Source organism: Cyanobium sp. Candia 9D4, assembly GCF_024346155.1.
Classification (GTDB): domain Bacteria; phylum Cyanobacteriota; class Cyanobacteriia; order PCC-6307; family Cyanobiaceae; genus Cyanobium; species Cyanobium minutissimum.
Genome location: NZ_JAGQCK010000001.1, coordinates 45,332 through 61,771, shown reverse-complemented (window position 1 = coordinate 61,771; position 16,440 = coordinate 45,332). Strand labels below are relative to the sequence as shown.

Here is a 16,440-nt window from a genome sequence, read left to right as displayed (position 1 = left end):
GCCGATGAGTCGCCTGTGGTTCGCCCGCAGGAAGCGTCCCCCCTCCGCCCGGGTGCGCCGCCCCTGGCTCACCCCCCTGATCGCCCTGATCGTGGTGGTCAACGCCAGCGCCATCGGCTATCGGATCACCGAGGGCTGGGACTGGGGTGATTGCTACTGGATGGTGGCGATCACCATCCCCACCATCGGCTACGGCGAGGTGGAGCCCCTGTCCACCGCTGGCCGGCTCGTCACCGTGTTCTCCCTCGCCGGCGGGCTGGTGGTGGTGCAGCTGACGATCCAGAACCTGGTGGGGCTCTCCGAAACCGGCTACTTCCGGCGCCTGCGGCAGCGCCGTTTCCGCAACTGGGTCCAAAGCATGAACAACCACGTGATTCTCTGCGGCTACGGCCGCATCGGTCAGGAGATCGCCGACCAGCTGATCCGGGAGAAGGTGCCCCTGCTGGTGGTGGAGATGGATCCAGGCTGCCGGGATGCGGCGGAGGAGCGGGGGCTGCCGGTGCTGTTCGCCGACGCCACCCTCGACGAAACCCTGGTGGAGGCGGGCATCCACCAGTGCCGCAGCCTGGTGGCGGCCCTCTCCAACAATGCCGCCAACCTCTACGTGGTGCTCAGCGCCCGGGGGCTGGCCCCCCGCTGCCGGCTGATCGCCCGCTCCGACAGCGCCGAGGCGGGTCGCAAGCTGCGCCTGGCCGGCGCCGACCAGGTGGTGAGCCCCTACGTGGCGGGGGGCCGGGTGATGGCCGCCACCGCCTTGCGGCCCCTCGCCGTCGACTTCATGGAGCTCCTGGCAGGCTCCGACTGCGAGGTGGAGGAATTCCAGCTCAGCGACGACCCGTCCCGGCTGGGGGAGCTCCAGGGCCGCAGCCTGGCGGAGATGCAGTTCGGCCGCCGCAGCGGCGCCCAGGTGCTGGCCATCCGCACCCCGGCGCCGGCGGTGGTCAACCCGTACTCCTACCGGGGCACCACCTACGGCACGCCGGAGGCCACGCTGGTCACCAACCCCGGCGGCGACATCCGCCTGGAGGCGGGCCAGCTGCTGGTGGTGATGGGCAGCAAGGAGCAGCTGCAGCGCTTCGCCGATGTGCTCGGCCCTGCCCTCGAGAGTGCCGACCAGATGGCCGACTGAGCGGGAGCTGGGTGCCGATCGGGCTGGGCCGGCGCACGGCATACGATCGCCTCACCCTGCTCCCGCCGCCATGTCCAGCGCCGCTCCCCTCTCCGGCCAGGTCGCCCTGGTGACCGGCGCCAGCCGTGGGATCGGCCGGGCCATCGCCGAGTCACTGGCTCAGGCGGGCGCCACGGTGGTGGTGAACTACGCCCGCTCGCCCGAGGCGGCCAAGGCGGTGGTGACGGCGATCACCGCGGCCGGCGGCCGGGCCTGGAGCCACCAGGCGGATGTGGCCGATGAAGCGGCCGTCGAGGCGATGGTGAAGGCGGTGCTGGACACGGAGGGGCGCCTCGATGTGCTGGTCAACAACGCCGGCATCACCCGCGACGGCCTGCTGATGCGGATGAAGACCGCCGACTGGCAGAGCGTGATCGACCTCAACCTGACCGGGGTGTTCCTGTGCACCCGCGCCGTCAGCCGCAGCATGCTCAAGGCCCGCCGCGGCCGCATCATCAACATCACCTCGGTGGTGGCCCTGATGGGCAACCCCGGGCAGGCCAACTACAGCGCCGCCAAGGCCGGCGTCATCGGCCTGACCCGCAGCACCGCCGCCGAATTCGCCAGCCGCGGCATCACGGTGAACGCGGTGGCCCCCGGCTTCATCGACAGCGACATGACCCGGGACCTCGACAAGGAGCCGATCCTCGCCGCCATCCCCCTCGGCCGAATGGGCCAGCCCGGCGAGGTGGCCGGGGCGGTGCGCTTCCTGGCGGCCGATCCGGCGGCGGCCTACATCACCGGCCAGGTGCTGCAGGTGGATGGCGGCATGGTGATGCGCTGAGCGCTGCTCAGGGTTCGGGAGCCAGGGGCTGGGCGAGGTCCTCGCGCAGCTTGCGGATCCGCTGCAGCAGCCGCAGCCGGCGACTGCGGGCCGTGAGGGTGAGGAACAGGCGGATCGGCACATAGACCAGGGCCATCAGCAGGCCCAGGGCGGCGATCAGCAGGAACACCATGCCATCGGCGGAGCTGCTCGGCACGAGGGCCGATTCGGTGGCGGCGCTGTCGAGGGTCTGCTGCAGCAGGTCTTCCATGGTTTGAAGGTACCTCCTGCGGCGGGGGCCTGCCGCCTCCTGGGAACGGGCGATTCGGCTTTCCCCACCGAGGGCCGGATGCCTGTGGCGGGGTCGCTGTGGGACGCTGCGACGGATGCTCCTGATGTGACTCCGTCGATGGCCAAACTGATCCAGTTCGCCGATGCCTCCCGCGATTCCCTCGAGCGGGGCGTCAATGCCCTGGTCGATGCGGTGAAGGTCACCATCGGACCGAAGGGTCGCAACGTGGTGCTGGAGAAGAAGTACGGCGCCCCCGACATCATCAATGACGGCGTCACCATCGCCAAGGAGATCGAACTCGAGGATCCCTTCGAGAACCTGGGCGCCAAGCTGATGCAGCAGGTGGCCTCGAAAACCAAGGACACCGCCGGCGATGGCACCACCACCGCGGCCGTCCTGGCCCAGTCGCTGGTGCATGAGGGCCTGCGCAACGTGGCCGCCGGCGCCAGCCCGGTGGCCCTGCGGCGCGGCATGGAGCAGGCCACGGCCGTGGTGGTGTCAGGCATCGCAGCCCGTTCCCGCGCCGTGGCGGGCGACGCCATCCGCCAGGTGGCCACGGTGAGCGCCGGCAACGACGAGGAGATCGGCCGCATGATCGCCGAAGCGGTCGAGAAGGTGAGCGCCGATGGCGTGATCACCGTGGAGGAATCCAAGTCCCTGGCCACCGAGCTGGAGGTGACCGAGGGCATGGCCTTCGATCGCGGCTATTCCTCCCCCTACTTCGTCACCGACCAGGACCGGCGCGAGTGCGCCTTCGACAATCCCCTGCTGCTGATCACCGATCGCAAGATCAGCACCGTGGTCGACCTGGTGCCGGTGCTGGAGGCCGTCTCCAAGAGCGGCCGGCCCCTGGTGATCCTGGCCGAGGAGGTGGAGGGTGAGGCCCTGGCCACCCTGGTGGTCAACAAGACCCGGGGCGTGCTCCAGGTGGCCGCCGTGCGGGCGCCGGGCTTCGGCGACCGCCGCAAGGCCATGCTCGAGGACATCGCCATCCTCACGGGCGCCACGGTGATCAGCGAGGACCGGGCCATGACCCTGGACAAGGCCACCCTGGCCGACCTGGGCCATGCCCACCGCATCACCATCACCAAGGACACGACCACGATCGTGGCCGCCGACGACCAGCGCGCCGCCGTGGCCGACCGGGTGGCCGCCATCAAGCGGGAGCTGGAGGCCACCGACTCCGAGTACGACCGCGAGAAGCTCAACGAGCGCATCGCCAAGCTGGCCGGCGGGGTGGCGGTGATCAAGGTGGGGGCCCCCACCGAGACCGAACTGCGCAACCGCAAGCTGCGCATCGAAGACGCCCTCAACGCCACCCGGGCCGCCATCGATGAGGGCATCGTCGGCGGGGGCGGCAGCACCCTGGTGCAGCTCACCGAGGAACTCGGAGCCCTGGCCAGCCGCTGCGAGGGCGACGTCCGCACCGGGGTCGAGATCGTGCAGCGGGCTCTGGCGGCCCCGGCCCGCCAGATCGCCATCAACGCCGGCGCCAACGGCGACGTGGTGGTGCAGCAGATGCTGAGCCAGGGCAAGGGCTACAACGCCCTCACCGACAGCTACGACGACCTGCTCGCCGTCGGCATCCTGGATGCGGCCAAGGTGGTGCGGCTGGCCCTGCAGGATGCGGTCTCGATCGCCTCGCTGCTGATCACCACCGAGGCCGTGATCGCCGACAAGCCGGAACCCCCCGCTCCCCCCGCCGGTGACGGCGGCATGGGTGGAATGGGCGGCATGGGAGGGATGGGTGGCATGGGCGGCATGGGCATGCCCGGCATGATGTGAGCCCCGGGGGGCTCGCACGGGCCGGTTGGGCTGAGGCTCAGCCGGCCATGGCCTTTACGTAGGCGGCCACCTGCAGGTCCACACCCGTGATCGCCGTCCCCACCACCACGGCATCGGCCCCACAGGCGAGGGCGCGGGTCGCCTCCTGCTTCGAGGCGATGCCCCCCTCGCAGACCAGGGCCACCGCTTCGGGCAGCTCGCGGCGCAGGGGGCCCAGCAGGTCCCAGGCCGGTGGCGGCTGCGCGGCGGTGGCTTCGGTGTAGCCGTAGAGGGTGGTACCCACCCACTGGCAGCCCAGGGTCGCCGCCCGCAGCCCGTTCGCCACGCTGTCCACATCCGCCATCAGCGGGGCCCCCAGCTCCTGGCTGGCCCGCACGATCAGCGCCTCCAGCTCCTGGCCGTCGGGCCTGGGGCGCTCGGTGGCATCGATGGCCACCACATCGGCTCCGGCCGCCCAGACGGCACGGATCTCCTCCCAGCCGGGGGTGATGTACACAGGGCTACCGGGAAACGTGCGCTTCCAGAGACCGACGATCAGGGCGTCGGGGCAGCGGCGCCGCACCGCGCCGATGTGCTCGGGGCTTTCCAGCCGCACGCCGGCGGCCCCCTGGAGCAGGCTGGCCTCCGCCATCGCCGCGATCACGGCCGGATCGCGCATCGGGGAACCCTCCGGTGCCTGCACCGAGACGATCAGTCGACCGCCGAGGGCGGCCCGTTCAGGCAGGGGACGGGAAGACGCCATCGGGGCGGGAAGGGGTGTCGGGGATCAGCTGGCGCGTCGATGCTGCGGCGCCGCGGAGAGCCAGCAGCGCAGGTCGGCCAGGGTGGGGGGCGCCGGGGCCGGCGAGGTGCTCGGGGTGAGGGGGTGCAGGGCGATGACGTCCGACAGGCCGGCGGCCCCTTCGGCCTCGGCCACGGGGGCGGGGAGGGGCGGCTCGATGGCGTCCGTGAGGGGGGCTTTCGCCACGGCGACGACCCTGATGGGGGTGACCGGGCTGGGGACCATCGGGCTGGGGACGGGCGTGATCGTGGTGGGGACAGCAGTGGTCGCGGCGGGGAGGGGCGGGGTCGGAGTGGGCGGCGGCGGGCCGGCGAAGGAATCTTCCAGGGCGGCGAAAGCCTCGGCCATGGTCACGCTGGCTGGGGCCATGGCCGCGTCCATGTGCTGCAGCAGCCAGTCGCCGGCCTCCCAGCCCGCCTCGGCCACCACGCTGCCGGTGCGGAAGCTCTCCAGGGAGGTCACCCCATGGCGGTGGGCCCACTGGCCGGTGAGGCGGGCGACGGTGGCGGCATCCCTGCGGCGGATGGCTTCGAGCAGCAGCTGGGAAAGCTCTGGACGGGGGGACGGCAGGGACACGGGGCGGGGCGTCAGGTGAGCTTGCGATCCAGCATCGGGCGGATCAGCAGGAACAGACCGGCGGCCAGCCCCGCCAGGATGGCCAGGCAGGTGAGGGCCGAGAGGGATCCGTAGGGGGCCACCAGCACCACATCGGTGAGGTGGAAGGATCCCGCGTAGGCGGCGCGGATCGGTTCAATCGCGAAGGTAAGGGGATTCAGGGCCGCCAGCCAGCCCAGCCAGGGGGGCATGAAGGAAATCGGGGCCAGGGCGGTGCTGGCGAACAGGAGCGGCAGGTTGGCCACGAAGATCACCGCGATCAGCTCGATGTGACCCGGCAGGGCGAAGGCCAGGCCGAGGCTGAGGGCGGTGACGGCGAAGACGAGCAGCAGCAGGGTGACCAGCACCAGCAGCAACCCCGCCCCACCGGGCCAGCCGTAGCCCAGCAGGGCTGCGGTGCCCATGATCGCCAGACTCTGCACCAGGCTCAGGCTGGTGATGTAGAGCACCGAGGCGAAGACGATCGAGCTGCGGGAGCGCAACGGCGCCACCAGCAGCCGGTTGAGAAAGCCGAACTCCCGGTCGAACATCACCGGCAGACCGGCATTGAGGGCGGCGCTGAAGGCCGTGAACACGATCACCCCGGCCCCCAGGAAGCGGCCGTAGCTGAGGCCGCCGGGGAGCAGACCCTCCGGAGCGTTGGCGAACAGGGCCCCGAACAGCACCAGCCAGATCAGCGGCTGCAGCACGCCCGCCACCAGGGTGGAGGGACGCCGGGCCAGCTGGACGAACAACCGGCGGGTGAGGGCGAGCGTCTCCTGGGTGATCTCGGCCAGGGCCGACGGTTCACCGCTGGCGGCGGGCAGGGGGGTCAGGGAGGGGCTGGCGCTGGTCATGGGGATGGGGGGGTGCGGGTCATCGCATCGACTGCTTGCGTTCCTCCTTGAGGTCGCGGCGACCGGCCACGGAGAGTTCCGCGTCACTCAGGGTGCGGCCGGTGGCCTGAAGGTAGACGTCATCGAGGCTGGGACGGCTCTGGGCCAGGGCGAACACCGGCAGCTGGGCCTCGGCCAGCTGCTGCCGCAGGGTCTCCACCACACCGCTGTCCTCCACCACCAGGTTGAGGGAATAGCCCTGGGCCCGGTTGACCACCACCTGGCGGACACCGCGGCAGGCCTGGAGCAGGTCGCGCACCCGGCTCGCCTCCTGCTCGTCGCTGAACTCCCGCACCCGCAGCGTCACCCGGTCGCCGCCGAGGGCGCCCTTGAGGGCGGCGGGGGTGCCTTCGGCGATCACCCGGCCGCCGTCGATGATGGCCAGGCGGTCGGCGAGAGCATCCACCTCCTCGAGGTAGTGGCTGCTGAGCAGCACCGTGGTGCCCTGGTCCCGCAGCTGACGCAGCACCTGCCAGATGGTGGCGCGGCTCTCGATGTCGAGGCCGACGGTGGGTTCATCGAGCACCAGCACCCTGGGGCGGTGCAGCAGGCCGGCGGCCAGATCCAGACGCCGGCGCATGCCGCCGGAGTAGCCGCCGCAGCGGCGGTCGATCCACTCCCCCATGGCGAGCAGCTCGATCAGTTCGGCGGTGCGCTCCAGACGGTCGGCGGCCCCCATGTGATGAAGGGCGGCCTGGAGATGGAGCAGCTCCCGACCCGTGAGGATCTTGTCGATGGCCACCTCCTGGGCCACGTAGCCGAGCAGGCGCCGGACGGCGCGGGGCTCGGCCAGGGCGTCCACCCCCGCCACCCGGACCTGGCCGGCATCGGGCGCCAGCAGGGTGCAGAGGATGCGCAGGGCGGTCGTCTTGCCGGCGCCGTTGGGCCCCAGCAGACCGTAAAGGGAACCCGCCGGCACGCTGAGGGAGAGGTCGTCGAGGGCCTGCACGGGGGCAACCTTGCGGCCACCGAAACGCTTGCTGAGGTGCTCGAGCTCGATCAAGCCGGGATCAATCGCGAAGGGCTGGAAGCCAGGCCAATCTAGGCAGCCGCAGCCGGTGCCAGATGGAGGGCGGCGGCCAGCAGGGCGGCCGGGTGGACGGCGCTGGCGAGGGGCGTGCGCGCCAGCACCAGCAGCAGACAGATGCCGAACAGGTAGAAGATCGACCAGCGGAACAGGCTGCGGGCCCGGCGGGGATCGCCGGGGTCCTCCGACAGGCTGGTGCTGAGCTGCAGGAGCCGGGCGTTGAAGGGAAGCACCAGCAGGCCGTAGAGCCAGCCGCCGCTGGGGAGGGCGACCACCCCGGCCAGGCTCAGGGCCACCGTGGCCCAGCTGTAGCGGCCGATGGCCCGGGCCGTGGCCGTCAGCCCCTTCACCACCGGCAGCATCGGAATGCCCACGGAGCGGTAGTCCTCGTGCAGCAGCAGGGCCAGGGCCCAGAAATGGGCCGGGGTCCAGACCATCACCAGGCTGAACAGCCACCAGCTGCTCCAGCCCAGGTGGCCGGTGGCGGCCGCCGCGCCCACCAGGGGCGGGATCGCCCCGGCCATGCCGCCGATGACGATGTTCTGGGTGGTGCGGGGCTTGAGCAGGGCCGTGTAGAGCAGCACGTAGCTGCACAGCCCCAGCAGGGCCAGGGAGGCGGCCAGGGCGTTGACCCCCAGGACGAGCACCAGCACCGAGCCAACGGTGAGGGCCACCGCGAGGCCGAAGGCCTGGCGCTGGGCCAGGCGGCCCGAGGGCAGGGCACGGCGGCTGGTGCGCTGCATGCGGCCGTCGAGTTCCTGCTCCCAGAGGCAGTTGAGGACCCCGGCGGCGGCCGAGGCCATTGAACCGCCCACCAGGGTGCAGAGCAGGCGCACCGGGTCGAGCGGCCAGGCGGCGGTGAGGGCCATGCCGCCCACCGTGGTGGCGAGCAGCAGGGGAATCAGCCGGGGCTTGGCCACCTCCAGCCAGGCCGGGAGCTTCACCGAGGGCCGGATCGCCGCCGGCGCGGAGGGAACGGCGATGGACGCCACGGCGCTGACACTAACCATGGGCCACCTCGGGACGGGCAGAAACAGAAGGGGACGGGAACGAGACTCCCCAGAGCCCACCCAGCACCCCGACGAGCAGAGCGGCGGTGAGCTGGTGGGCGATCGTGACGGCGGGGACAGCCAGCTGGAGCCGCAGGGTGAGCACCCCGAGCACCACCTGGACCACCACCAGGCCTGCGGCGGCGAAGGCCAGCCCCCTGATCCGGCCCCGGCCGGCGGGGAGGGCCAGGGAAGCGGCGGCCACCGACAGCACGGCGACAGCCGCCGGATAGGCCCCCTGCCGATGCAGCAGCAGCCAGCGGCAGCCCTCGCCGGCCTGCAGGCACAGCGGGGCGGCCCAGCGGCTGGCCATGGCAGCCCCCAGCAGGCACTGGCCGCCCACCAGCAGGGCGGCCAGCACGGGGAGGGGGAACCACCAGGGCGGCAGCTCGCCGGCCGCCGGAGCGGCCGAGGCGGCGGCAAGGCGCTCCAGCCCCTGGTGCATGGCGCTCAGCAGCAACACCAGGCTGAGGGCCGTGGCCAGATGCAGGGTGACGGTGGGGGCGGCCAGCTGGCTGAGCACGGTGAGGGCCCCGAGGCCGCCCTGGACGGCCACCAGGCCGAGCGCCAGACCGGCGCTCCAGGGCAGCCAGAGCGGGAAGCGCGAGCGGAACCGCAGGCTGAGGGCGAACAGGAGCAGCAGGGCCACGCCCACCAGGAAGGCGTCGAGGCGGTGGAACCACTCCAGAAACACCTGCAGGTTCCACTGGCGGCCCGGCCAGAGCACGCCGTAGCAGAGGGGCCAGTCTGGACAGGCCAGACCGGCCTGCATCACCCGGGTGGCGCCGCCGATGGCCACCAGGGCCACCAGGGCGACGACGAGGTGGGCGGTGAGCACGGGCACCAGGCGCACGGGCCAGCTCTCCCCGGCGGCGGACCGGAGCGGGGACAGGGGTTGCGCGGACGGCGCCACGGCCATGAATGAATGCTCTTCCGGTTGCCCAAGTTAGCGGGACTTGAAAGATGTGCGAATCAGCACATCGTCCGAAGTGAATGTGAAATTTCTCCGAAATTGCTTCTCTGGCTACAACGAACCCACGGTGCCCGAACGGGCCTGCCCCCTGCCGTGGTGATACCCGCTACGGCAGGGGGCAGACACCGGATCCGTCCCGACGCACGGGGAGGAGGGGCCTCCACCGATCCCGGCTCAGCGGCTAGAAGGCGGATGGCCCTCCCGATGGGACCGGGACGGCGGCCAGGCCCGTCCGCTGCCGGGCCTGCGATGGAAGCGGCCCAGGATCAGGGCAATGAGGATGGCGATGTACAGCTGCCCCGAGATGGTGATCACCACGGTGATCACCTGCCCGGTCACGTCGCTGCTGCGGAGCACCGCCGATCCCACGGAGGTCAGGATCATGAAGGACGCGGCCATCAGCGCCGGCGCCATCGCCACGGCGTCAGCGTTGGGGTCCTGAAGCACCGGCAGGGCGGAGAGGTCGTAGGCGCCCGGGTGCAGCACCCACAGGGCCACCAGCATCACGCCGCCGGCGATGCCCACCAGCAGATAGCCGGAGGTGGCCCCCATCACCACGGCCAGCGTCACGAAGGGCTCGCGGACCAGGGTCTTCACCTTGCGGACCAGCGCCACCAGGAAGAACAGGAGCCAGGCGATCACATGGGGCACCGTGACCAGGCGCCCCAGCGGTGGATCGAAGGCCAGGGCCAGATGCCACACCCCCTCCAGGGCGAGCGCCAGGCCCCCGAGCCCGTACAGCAGTGGCCGGGTGCTGATCAGGGGCGAGTAGCGCGTCACCGTGGTGATGAGCACCACCGCCAGGCCGATCAGCAGCAGCGAAAGCAGCCAGGCGTGCGACTGGCAGAACGGCAGCAGCAGGATCAGCAGCACCTCGCTGGCGAGGGTGAGGATGTATCCCCTATGGCGGTGGCGGAGTCTCTGGATCTGCTCGTGGGTGAAAGGCATCGCAGCTCCGCTCAAGGACGGCCAGGGGCGTGGGGCCCCCGGAATGTCGGCCTTCCGGCGGCCGCTCGCACCGCAGCCGGGCGTGGGTGCGCTCCATGGTCGCAGTGGCCGCCGGCCCGGGCCCGGGCGGGCGGCCTGAAAGCCAGGGAAGTTGGCGGCGTTGAAAGATGTGCGAATCAGCACATCGTCCGCTGTGAATGTGAAATTTCTACGAAATTGCTTCTCTGGTTACAACGAACGCGCGGCGCGCGAACGGCCGTCCATAAGCTGTTGGCCCTAGGAGTGCTGGCCCCAGGGCTTCCACCCTCCCGAAACGCCGTCCCCCGCCGTCGCTGTGCCCATTCCCTCTTCCCTGGTCACCCTGCTGGTGGGCATGGCACTCGTGCTCACCGGCCTGTGGGTGGGGACCAACGTCAACCTTCTGCCTCTGGACGCCAGCGCCAACGCGCCTGTCTACGACTCCCTGTTCCGGGTGCTGTTCAGCATCGGCACGATCCTGTTCCTGGGCATCGTCGGCCTCGTGGTGTTCAGCCTGGTGCGCTTCCGCCGCCGCAGCGGCGACCACACCGATGGCCTGGCGATCGAGGGAAATCTCCTCCTTGAGATCGTCTGGACGGCGATCCCCGCGGTCGTGGTGCTGTTCGTCGGCATCTACAGCTACGACATCTACGAGCGCATGGGGGGCATGAGCAGCCTCAACGACCACTCCGCCATGCACCGGATGCCGGCGATGGAAACGATGGAGGCGTCCGTCACCGCGGCGGACCCCTCCCTCGCTGCCACGGATCCCCTGAAGGCCCCACGGGTCTGGGGCGGCATCGGCACGGCGGCCGGGGAAACCAATGTCCTGCCGGTGGAGGTGACGGCGATGCAGTTCGCCTTCATCTTCCATTACCCGGAAGGCGACATCATCAGCGGTGAGCTGCATGTGCCCAACGGCCGGCCGGTGGAGCTGCGCATGAAGGCCAACGACGTGATCCACGCCTTCTGGGTGCCCCAGTTCCGGCTCAAGCAGGACGTGATCCCGGGCCAGCCCACCGTGCTCACCTTCACCCCCACCAAGGCGGGCAGCTACCCGATCATCTGCGCCGAGCTCTGCGGGCCTTACCACGGCGGCATGCGCTCCACCGTGGTGGTACACGAGCCGGATGCCTACGACGCCTGGCTGCAGAAGAACAGTCCCGTCGCCGCCACGGTGGCCAGCGCCGCGGGCCACCCCACCGCCTGACATCCCGACCCTGAACCCGACACTGCCCGCACCCATCGCCCGATGACCGTCGCCTCCCCCAACGACTTCCAGGAGAGCCTCCAGCCCCAGGGCTGGCTGCGCTACTTCAGTTTCAGCCTGGATCACAAGGTGATCGGGCTGCAGTACCTGGTGACCGGCTTCCTCTTCTATTTCATCGGCGGCGCCCTGGCCGGCGTGATCCGCGCCGAGCTGGCCAGCCCGATCTCGGATTTCGTCAGCCGCGAAACCTACAACGAAGTGCTCACCCTCCACGGCACGGTGATGATCTTCCTGTGGATCGTGCCGGTGGTGAACGGTGCCTTCGGCAACTACCTGATTCCCTTTTATGTGGGCGCCAGGGACATGGCCTTCCCCAGGCTCAATGCCGTGGCCTTCTGGATGATTCCGCCGGCGGGGATCCTGCTGATCGGCAGCTACTTCATCACCGGGGCGGCCCAGTCCGGCTGGACGGCCTACCCACCCCTGAGCATCACCACGCCGGCCCTGGGCCAGGTCGTCTGGATCGTCAGTGTGCTGCTTCTGGGGGGCAGCTCGATCTTCGGCGGCATCAACTTCATCGCCACCGTGCTGAAGCTGCGCCGCCCCGGCCTGAAGCTGATGCAGCTGCCCATGTACTGCTGGGCGATGCTCGGCACCAGCATCCTGGTGGTGCTCTCCACCCCCGTCCTGGCCGGCACCCTGCTGCTGCTGAGCTTCGACATCGTCGCCCACACGGGCTTCTTCAACCCCGCCATGGGCGGGAACGTGGTGGTCTACCAGCACCTCTTCTGGTTCTATTCCCACCCGGCCGTGTACATCATGGTGCTGCCGGCCTTCGGCCTGGTGAGTGAGATCCTGCCGATCCACTCCCGCAAGCCCCTCTTCGGCTACACCACCATGGTGTATTCGATCCTGGCGATCGTGGTGCTGGGCCTGGTGGTCTGGGCCCACCACATGTTCACCAGCGGCACCCCCCCCTGGATGCGCCTGTTCTTCACGATCGCCACCTCCTTCATCGCCGTTCCCACCGGCATCAAGTTCTTCAACTGGCTGGCCACCCTCTGGGGCGGCAAGCTGGCCCTCAACAGCGCCATGCTGTTTTCCTGCGCCTTCATCGTCAATTTCGTCTTCGGCGGCATCACCGGTGTCGCCCTGGCCCAGGTTCCCTTCGACATTCACGTCCACGACACCTATTTCGTCGTCGGCCACTTCCACTACATCGTCTACGGCGGCACGGTGTTCGTGATCTTCGCCTCGGTCTACCACTGGTATCCGAAGTTCACCGGAAGGATGCTGGATGAGGATCTGGGCCGGCTGCATTTCCTGCTCACCTTCGTGGGCTTCAACCTCTGTTTCGCCCCCCAGCACTGGCTGGGCCTCAACGGCATGCCGCGGCGGGTGGCGGAGTACGACCCCAGCTTCACCACCCTCAACCAGATCAGCAGTGTGGGCGCCCTGCTGATGGCGGTCAGCAGCCTGCCGTTCCTCTACAACGTGATCGTGAGCGCCTTCCGCGGCCGCGAAGCCGGCGACAACCCCTGGAATGCCCTCACCCCGGAATGGCTCACCTCTTCACCGCCGCCGGTGGAGAACTGGGTCGGTGAGGCGCCTCTGGTGCAGCACCCCTACGGTTACGGCGTCGACGAGGACACCCTGAGCCTCGAGGCCGCCACCGGCCGCGACCTCTGGACGGGCGCCGGCCGCCGCTGACCGTCTCCCCCCTGCCGTCCCCACCTCCCCTTCCCCCGTCGGCCCGCCCATGACCAGCCTCGCCACCAGCAGCAGCGCCACCGCCGCCGAAGCGGCCGCCGCCGAGGCCCACGGCGGCCATGCCGACCTGCGGCTCTTCGGCCTGGCCACCTTCCTGGTGGCCGACGGCATGACCTTCGCCGGCTTCTTCGCCGCCTATCTCACCTTCCGGGCGGTCAATCCCCTGCCGGCGGGCTCCACCTACGAGCTGGAACTGCTGCTGCCATCGATCAACACCATGCTGCTGCTGGTGAGCAGCTACACCTTCCATCGCTCCGGCCGCAATCTGCTGCTGGGGCGGATGGGGCCCTGCCGGAACTGGCTGCTGCTCACCGCAGCCCTGGGGGCGGCGTTTCTGGCCGGCCAGATGGTGGAGTACTTCACCCTTCCCTTCGGCCTCACCGACAACCTCTTCGCCAGCACCTTCTATGCCCTGACGGGCTTCCACGGCCTGCACGTCACCCTGGGGGTGATCTGCATCCTGCTGGTCTGGGTGCAGACCCGCAACGGCGGCCGCGTCACCAGCACCACCCCCTTCGGCCTGGAGGCCGCCGAGCTCTACTGGCATTTCGTCGACGGCATCTGGGTGGTGCTTTACGGGATTCTTTACCTGCTCTGATTCGCTGACTGTTGCCCGATCAGCACAATCATCGGCACAATCAATCAAGACGTCTCCGTCGGACCGGCTGATGGGTGCCCAGAAAGGACCAGTCAACGAGGACCGTTCGGCCGGCACCGTCATGCTGGAGGGCCAGGCCCTGCTGGAGCGGGCCCGTTCCCTCAGCAACCGGCCCGAGGAGCAGATCGCCCGAGCCTGCGGCTACGTGGGTCCGAGCGGTCGGGTGCTGCGGAAGAACTTCTATCGCGCCCTGGTGGCCGCCAAGGGCTACGCCACCCCGTCGAGCAGCGGCGGCGGCGGCTCGGCCGGGGTGGGCAAGGGGCGCCAGGCCGAGTTCCGCACCCGGGTCCACGGCAACGGCAACCTGCTGATCGGCCAGGCCTACACCCGGCGCATGGGGCTGGAGCCCGGCCAGGAGTTCCGCATCGAGATCCACAAGGAGACCGGTTCGATCTGGCTGCTGCCCCTTGATGGCGCCAGCACCGACGGCCCGTCCTGAGCACCGCCGCTGGCCCCCAGCGCCACGGGTCCTGTTCCGGCCCTCAGTCCTGCTCGGGGTGGAAGCTGGCGCTGAAGCGCAGCAGATCGATGCCGCTGAACAGAAAGCTGATGCCCACCAGGGTGCCCACCACCCAGAGCAGACTCCAGAACTTCATGGTGAGGATCAGCAGCCCCAGGGCGAGGGTGACCAGGCCGTTCAGCAGTCCCCAGCGCCAGCCGGGGATGTGACGGTGGGAGGTCGCCACCAGGACCTCCACCATCCCCTCCACCACGAACACCACGCCGATGGCCAGGGCCAGGCCCGCCATCGGGATGGCCGCCGCCGCCGGACCGGCCGCCATCTGCTGGATCATCCACACCCCCAGCACCAGGAACAGGGTGGAGGTCACCAGGCGCCAGAAGGTGATCGCCCGGCTCAGGCCCGGGGAGCGCAGCAGGGAACTGATCCAGCCCACCAGCCCCCCCACCAGGAAGGCGATGGCCACCACGGCGGTGACCCACTTGGAGGCCAGCACGGGAAAGACCAGAGCCAGCACCCCCAGCACGATCAGCATCACCCCTTCGGCCAGGGTGAAGGCGCGCAGGGCCGTCCCCATGGCCTGACGGGAGGAGGGGGCATCTGGAGAGAGCATCATCGCCATTCGCGCTGTCGCCAGCGTGACAAGACAGCCCGCCACTGACAACGGCGCTTGATGTGTTGCAGCACCCCTGAGGGAGGGCCGCAGCGGATGGGCCCCGGCCGGCAAGCGCCGGCGGCCTAGCCCCAGCCGTGCTCCGCCAGCCAGGTGGAGGAGAGGGTGGCCTGGGGCGCCGCCGCCGCCGGCCGCAGCAGCCGCTCGGTGTACTTGGCCAGCAGGTCGGCCTCCAGATTGACCCGGTCCCCCACCCGGCGCTCCGCCAGGGTGGTGCCGGTCCAGGTGGTGGGAATCACCGCGATCCAGAAGCGGCTGCCGTCGGGCTCGCAGCCCGCCACCGTGAGGCTGATGCCGTCGAGGGCCACGCTCGCCTTCTCGCACACGTAGCGCCCATAGGCCGGATCCAGCCAGGCCACCTCCAGGCGCCAGGAACCAGGCTGTCGCTTGATGGCGGTGATCTCGCCCAGGCCATCGACGTGACCGCTGACCAGGTGGCCCCCGAGCCGGTCGGCCAGGCGCAGGGCCGGTTCCAGGTTGACCCGGCCGCCGCTGGCGGCCCGCTCGGCCAGGGTGCTGCGGCCCAGGGTCTCCGCGCTGACGTCGGCCCGGAAGCCATCGGCCAGGCGCTCGGCCACCGTCAGACAGACCCCGTCAACGGCGACGCTGTCCCCCAGGGCCAGGGTGCCGAGGTCGGTGCGCACCCGCACCCCGGCCGGACTCCGCTCCAGCCTGCCGATGGCCTGCACCAGTCCGGTGAACATCCCCTGAGGCGGCGGCACTGGCCATAATCGTTTCACGGGGACCAACACGCGCGAGGAACGGGCCCGACCATGGTTGAAATGCGTGTCGCCGGGATCGCCCTGGATGCGGCCAGCCGCAGTCCGATCGTGCTGCTGCGGGACCCATCCGGCCGCCGGCAGGTGCCGATCTGGATCGACCAGGCTCAGGCCCAGAACATCCTCTCGGGCCTCAACCGGGAGCGGCCACCCCGGCCCCTCAGCCACGACCTGATGGCCAGCCTGCTGGAGGCCGGCGGCCTGCGGCTGGAGCGGGTGATCATCCACACCATCGAGGACAACACCTTCCGGGCCGTGCTCAAGCTCAGCAATGGCAGCGACCGGCCCCTCGAACTGGACGCCCGGCCCAGCGACGCCATCGCCCTGGCCCTGCGCACCGACAGCGGCATCTGGATGCTGGAGGAGGTGGTCGCCGATGCCTCGATTCCCGTGGATGCGGAGGCCGATGCCGAGGACCAGGAGGATTTCCGCCGCTTCCTGGACCGCACCACCCCGGCCGACCTGATCCGCCACATCGGCCGCACCGTCGCCGAGGCCGATCCGGGCCCGGAGGACGGCCCCGAGGGGGGCAGCCCTGGCCTCTGAGCTGCCGGCGGCGCCGCTGGCGGCGGCACGCCGCCCCTTCGGACAGGGCC

At 70.3% G+C, this 16,440-nt stretch carries 18 protein-coding genes; 8 read left to right on the top strand and 10 right to left on the bottom strand.

Going from position 1 to position 16,440, the window contains the following annotated elements; all coding sequences use genetic code 11:
• Positions 1 to 4 precede the first annotated feature (4 nt).
• Together KBZ08_RS00275 and fabG are read left to right on the top strand one after the other, a co-directional pair.
• Positions 5 to 1,129: a TrkA family potassium uptake protein gene (locus KBZ08_RS00275; RefSeq protein ID WP_106220423.1), complete on the top strand. Its 1,125-nt coding sequence runs from the start codon at positions 5 to 7 to the stop codon at positions 1,127 to 1,129.
• 70 nt (positions 1,130 to 1,199) lie between these two features.
• A complete protein-coding gene (fabG, locus tag KBZ08_RS00270; RefSeq protein WP_254970460.1) occupies positions 1,200 to 1,952 on the top strand; it encodes a 3-oxoacyl-[acyl-carrier-protein] reductase in 753 nt (250 codons plus the stop codon).
• Positions 1,953 to 1,959: 7 nt separating this feature from the next.
• Here fabG and KBZ08_RS00265 read toward each other — a convergent pair whose 3' ends face one another.
• Entirely contained in the window at positions 1,960 to 2,202 is a 243-nt protein-coding gene (locus KBZ08_RS00265) for a hypothetical protein (RefSeq protein ID WP_106220421.1), read from the bottom strand.
• A 138-nt stretch (positions 2,203 to 2,340) separates the two neighbouring features.
• On the opposite strand from KBZ08_RS00265, the gene groL reads away from it, so the two are divergent.
• Positions 2,341 to 4,008, top strand: coding sequence for a chaperonin GroEL (gene groL, locus KBZ08_RS00260; protein ID WP_254970458.1), 1,668 nt, complete (start codon positions 2,341 to 2,343; stop codon positions 4,006 to 4,008).
• 37 nt (positions 4,009 to 4,045) lie between these two features.
• Here groL and KBZ08_RS00255 read toward each other — a convergent pair whose 3' ends face one another.
• The 7 genes from KBZ08_RS00255 to KBZ08_RS00225 form a co-directional block, all read right to left on the bottom strand.
• On the bottom strand, positions 4,046 to 4,750 hold the full coding sequence (locus KBZ08_RS00255; RefSeq protein ID WP_106220419.1) for an N-acetylmannosamine-6-phosphate 2-epimerase: 705 nt from the start codon (positions 4,748 to 4,750) through the stop codon (positions 4,046 to 4,048).
• A 24-nt stretch (positions 4,751 to 4,774) separates the two neighbouring features.
• Complete coding sequence (locus KBZ08_RS00250) at positions 4,775 to 5,365, bottom strand: hypothetical protein (protein WP_254970456.1); 591 nt, start codon at positions 5,363 to 5,365, stop codon at positions 4,775 to 4,777.
• A gap of 11 nt (positions 5,366 to 5,376) precedes the next feature.
• On the bottom strand, positions 5,377 to 6,240 hold the full coding sequence (locus KBZ08_RS00245) for an ABC transporter permease (RefSeq protein ID WP_106220417.1): 864 nt from the start codon (positions 6,238 to 6,240) through the stop codon (positions 5,377 to 5,379).
• Between the two features lie 19 nt (positions 6,241 to 6,259).
• Positions 6,260 to 7,282: an ABC transporter ATP-binding protein gene (locus KBZ08_RS00240; RefSeq protein WP_106220416.1), complete on the bottom strand. Its 1,023-nt coding sequence runs from the start codon at positions 7,280 to 7,282 to the stop codon at positions 6,260 to 6,262.
• A gap of 38 nt (positions 7,283 to 7,320) precedes the next feature.
• Positions 7,321 to 8,316, bottom strand: a complete 996-nt coding sequence (locus KBZ08_RS00235) for a heme o synthase (protein WP_254970452.1) — start codon at positions 8,314 to 8,316, stop codon at positions 7,321 to 7,323.
• Positions 8,309 to 9,274 (bottom strand): heme A synthase, encoded by a 966-nt coding sequence (locus KBZ08_RS00230; protein ID WP_254970450.1) that lies wholly within the window; start codon positions 9,272 to 9,274, stop codon positions 8,309 to 8,311. The genes KBZ08_RS00235 and KBZ08_RS00230 overlap by 8 nt, the downstream gene beginning before the upstream one ends.
• A gap of 228 nt (positions 9,275 to 9,502) precedes the next feature.
• Positions 9,503 to 10,276 (bottom strand): hypothetical protein, encoded by a 774-nt coding sequence (locus tag KBZ08_RS00225; RefSeq protein WP_254970449.1) that lies wholly within the window; start codon positions 10,274 to 10,276, stop codon positions 9,503 to 9,505.
• A gap of 334 nt (positions 10,277 to 10,610) precedes the next feature.
• On the opposite strand from KBZ08_RS00225, the gene KBZ08_RS00220 reads away from it, so the two are divergent.
• From KBZ08_RS00220 to KBZ08_RS00205, 4 genes are all read left to right on the top strand, one after another.
• The gene (locus tag KBZ08_RS00220; RefSeq protein ID WP_106220412.1) at positions 10,611 to 11,504 is read left to right on the top strand and encodes a cytochrome c oxidase subunit II; all 894 of its coding nucleotides are present in this window, start codon (positions 10,611 to 10,613) and stop codon (positions 11,502 to 11,504) included.
• 42 nt (positions 11,505 to 11,546) lie between these two features.
• Positions 11,547 to 13,214 carry a cytochrome c oxidase subunit I gene (gene ctaD / locus KBZ08_RS00215; protein WP_106220411.1) on the top strand — a complete coding sequence of 556 codons (1,668 nt, stop codon included), beginning with the start codon at positions 11,547 to 11,549 and terminating at the stop codon, positions 13,212 to 13,214.
• A 49-nt stretch (positions 13,215 to 13,263) separates the two neighbouring features.
• Positions 13,264 to 13,872, top strand: coding sequence for a heme-copper oxidase subunit III (locus KBZ08_RS00210; RefSeq protein WP_106220410.1), 609 nt, complete (start codon positions 13,264 to 13,266; stop codon positions 13,870 to 13,872).
• 121 nt (positions 13,873 to 13,993) lie between these two features.
• On the top strand, positions 13,994 to 14,371 hold the full coding sequence (locus KBZ08_RS00205) for an AbrB family transcriptional regulator (RefSeq protein ID WP_106220508.1): 378 nt from the start codon (positions 13,994 to 13,996) through the stop codon (positions 14,369 to 14,371).
• Between the two features lie 43 nt (positions 14,372 to 14,414).
• Here the strand turns inward: KBZ08_RS00205 and KBZ08_RS00200 are convergent, their stop codons facing one another.
• Together KBZ08_RS00200 and KBZ08_RS00195 are read right to left on the bottom strand one after the other, a co-directional pair.
• On the bottom strand, positions 14,415 to 14,969 hold the full coding sequence (locus KBZ08_RS00200; RefSeq protein WP_254970446.1) for an HdeD family acid-resistance protein: 555 nt from the start codon (positions 14,967 to 14,969) through the stop codon (positions 14,415 to 14,417).
• Between the two features lie 161 nt (positions 14,970 to 15,130).
• Positions 15,131 to 15,769 (bottom strand): riboflavin synthase, encoded by a 639-nt coding sequence (locus KBZ08_RS00195; protein WP_254970445.1) that lies wholly within the window; start codon positions 15,767 to 15,769, stop codon positions 15,131 to 15,133.
• Positions 15,770 to 15,838: 69 nt separating this feature from the next.
• On the opposite strand from KBZ08_RS00195, the gene KBZ08_RS00190 reads away from it, so the two are divergent.
• The gene (locus KBZ08_RS00190) at positions 15,839 to 16,390 is read left to right on the top strand and encodes a bifunctional nuclease family protein (protein ID WP_106220408.1); all 552 of its coding nucleotides are present in this window, start codon (positions 15,839 to 15,841) and stop codon (positions 16,388 to 16,390) included.
• Positions 16,391 to 16,440 lie beyond the last annotated feature (50 nt).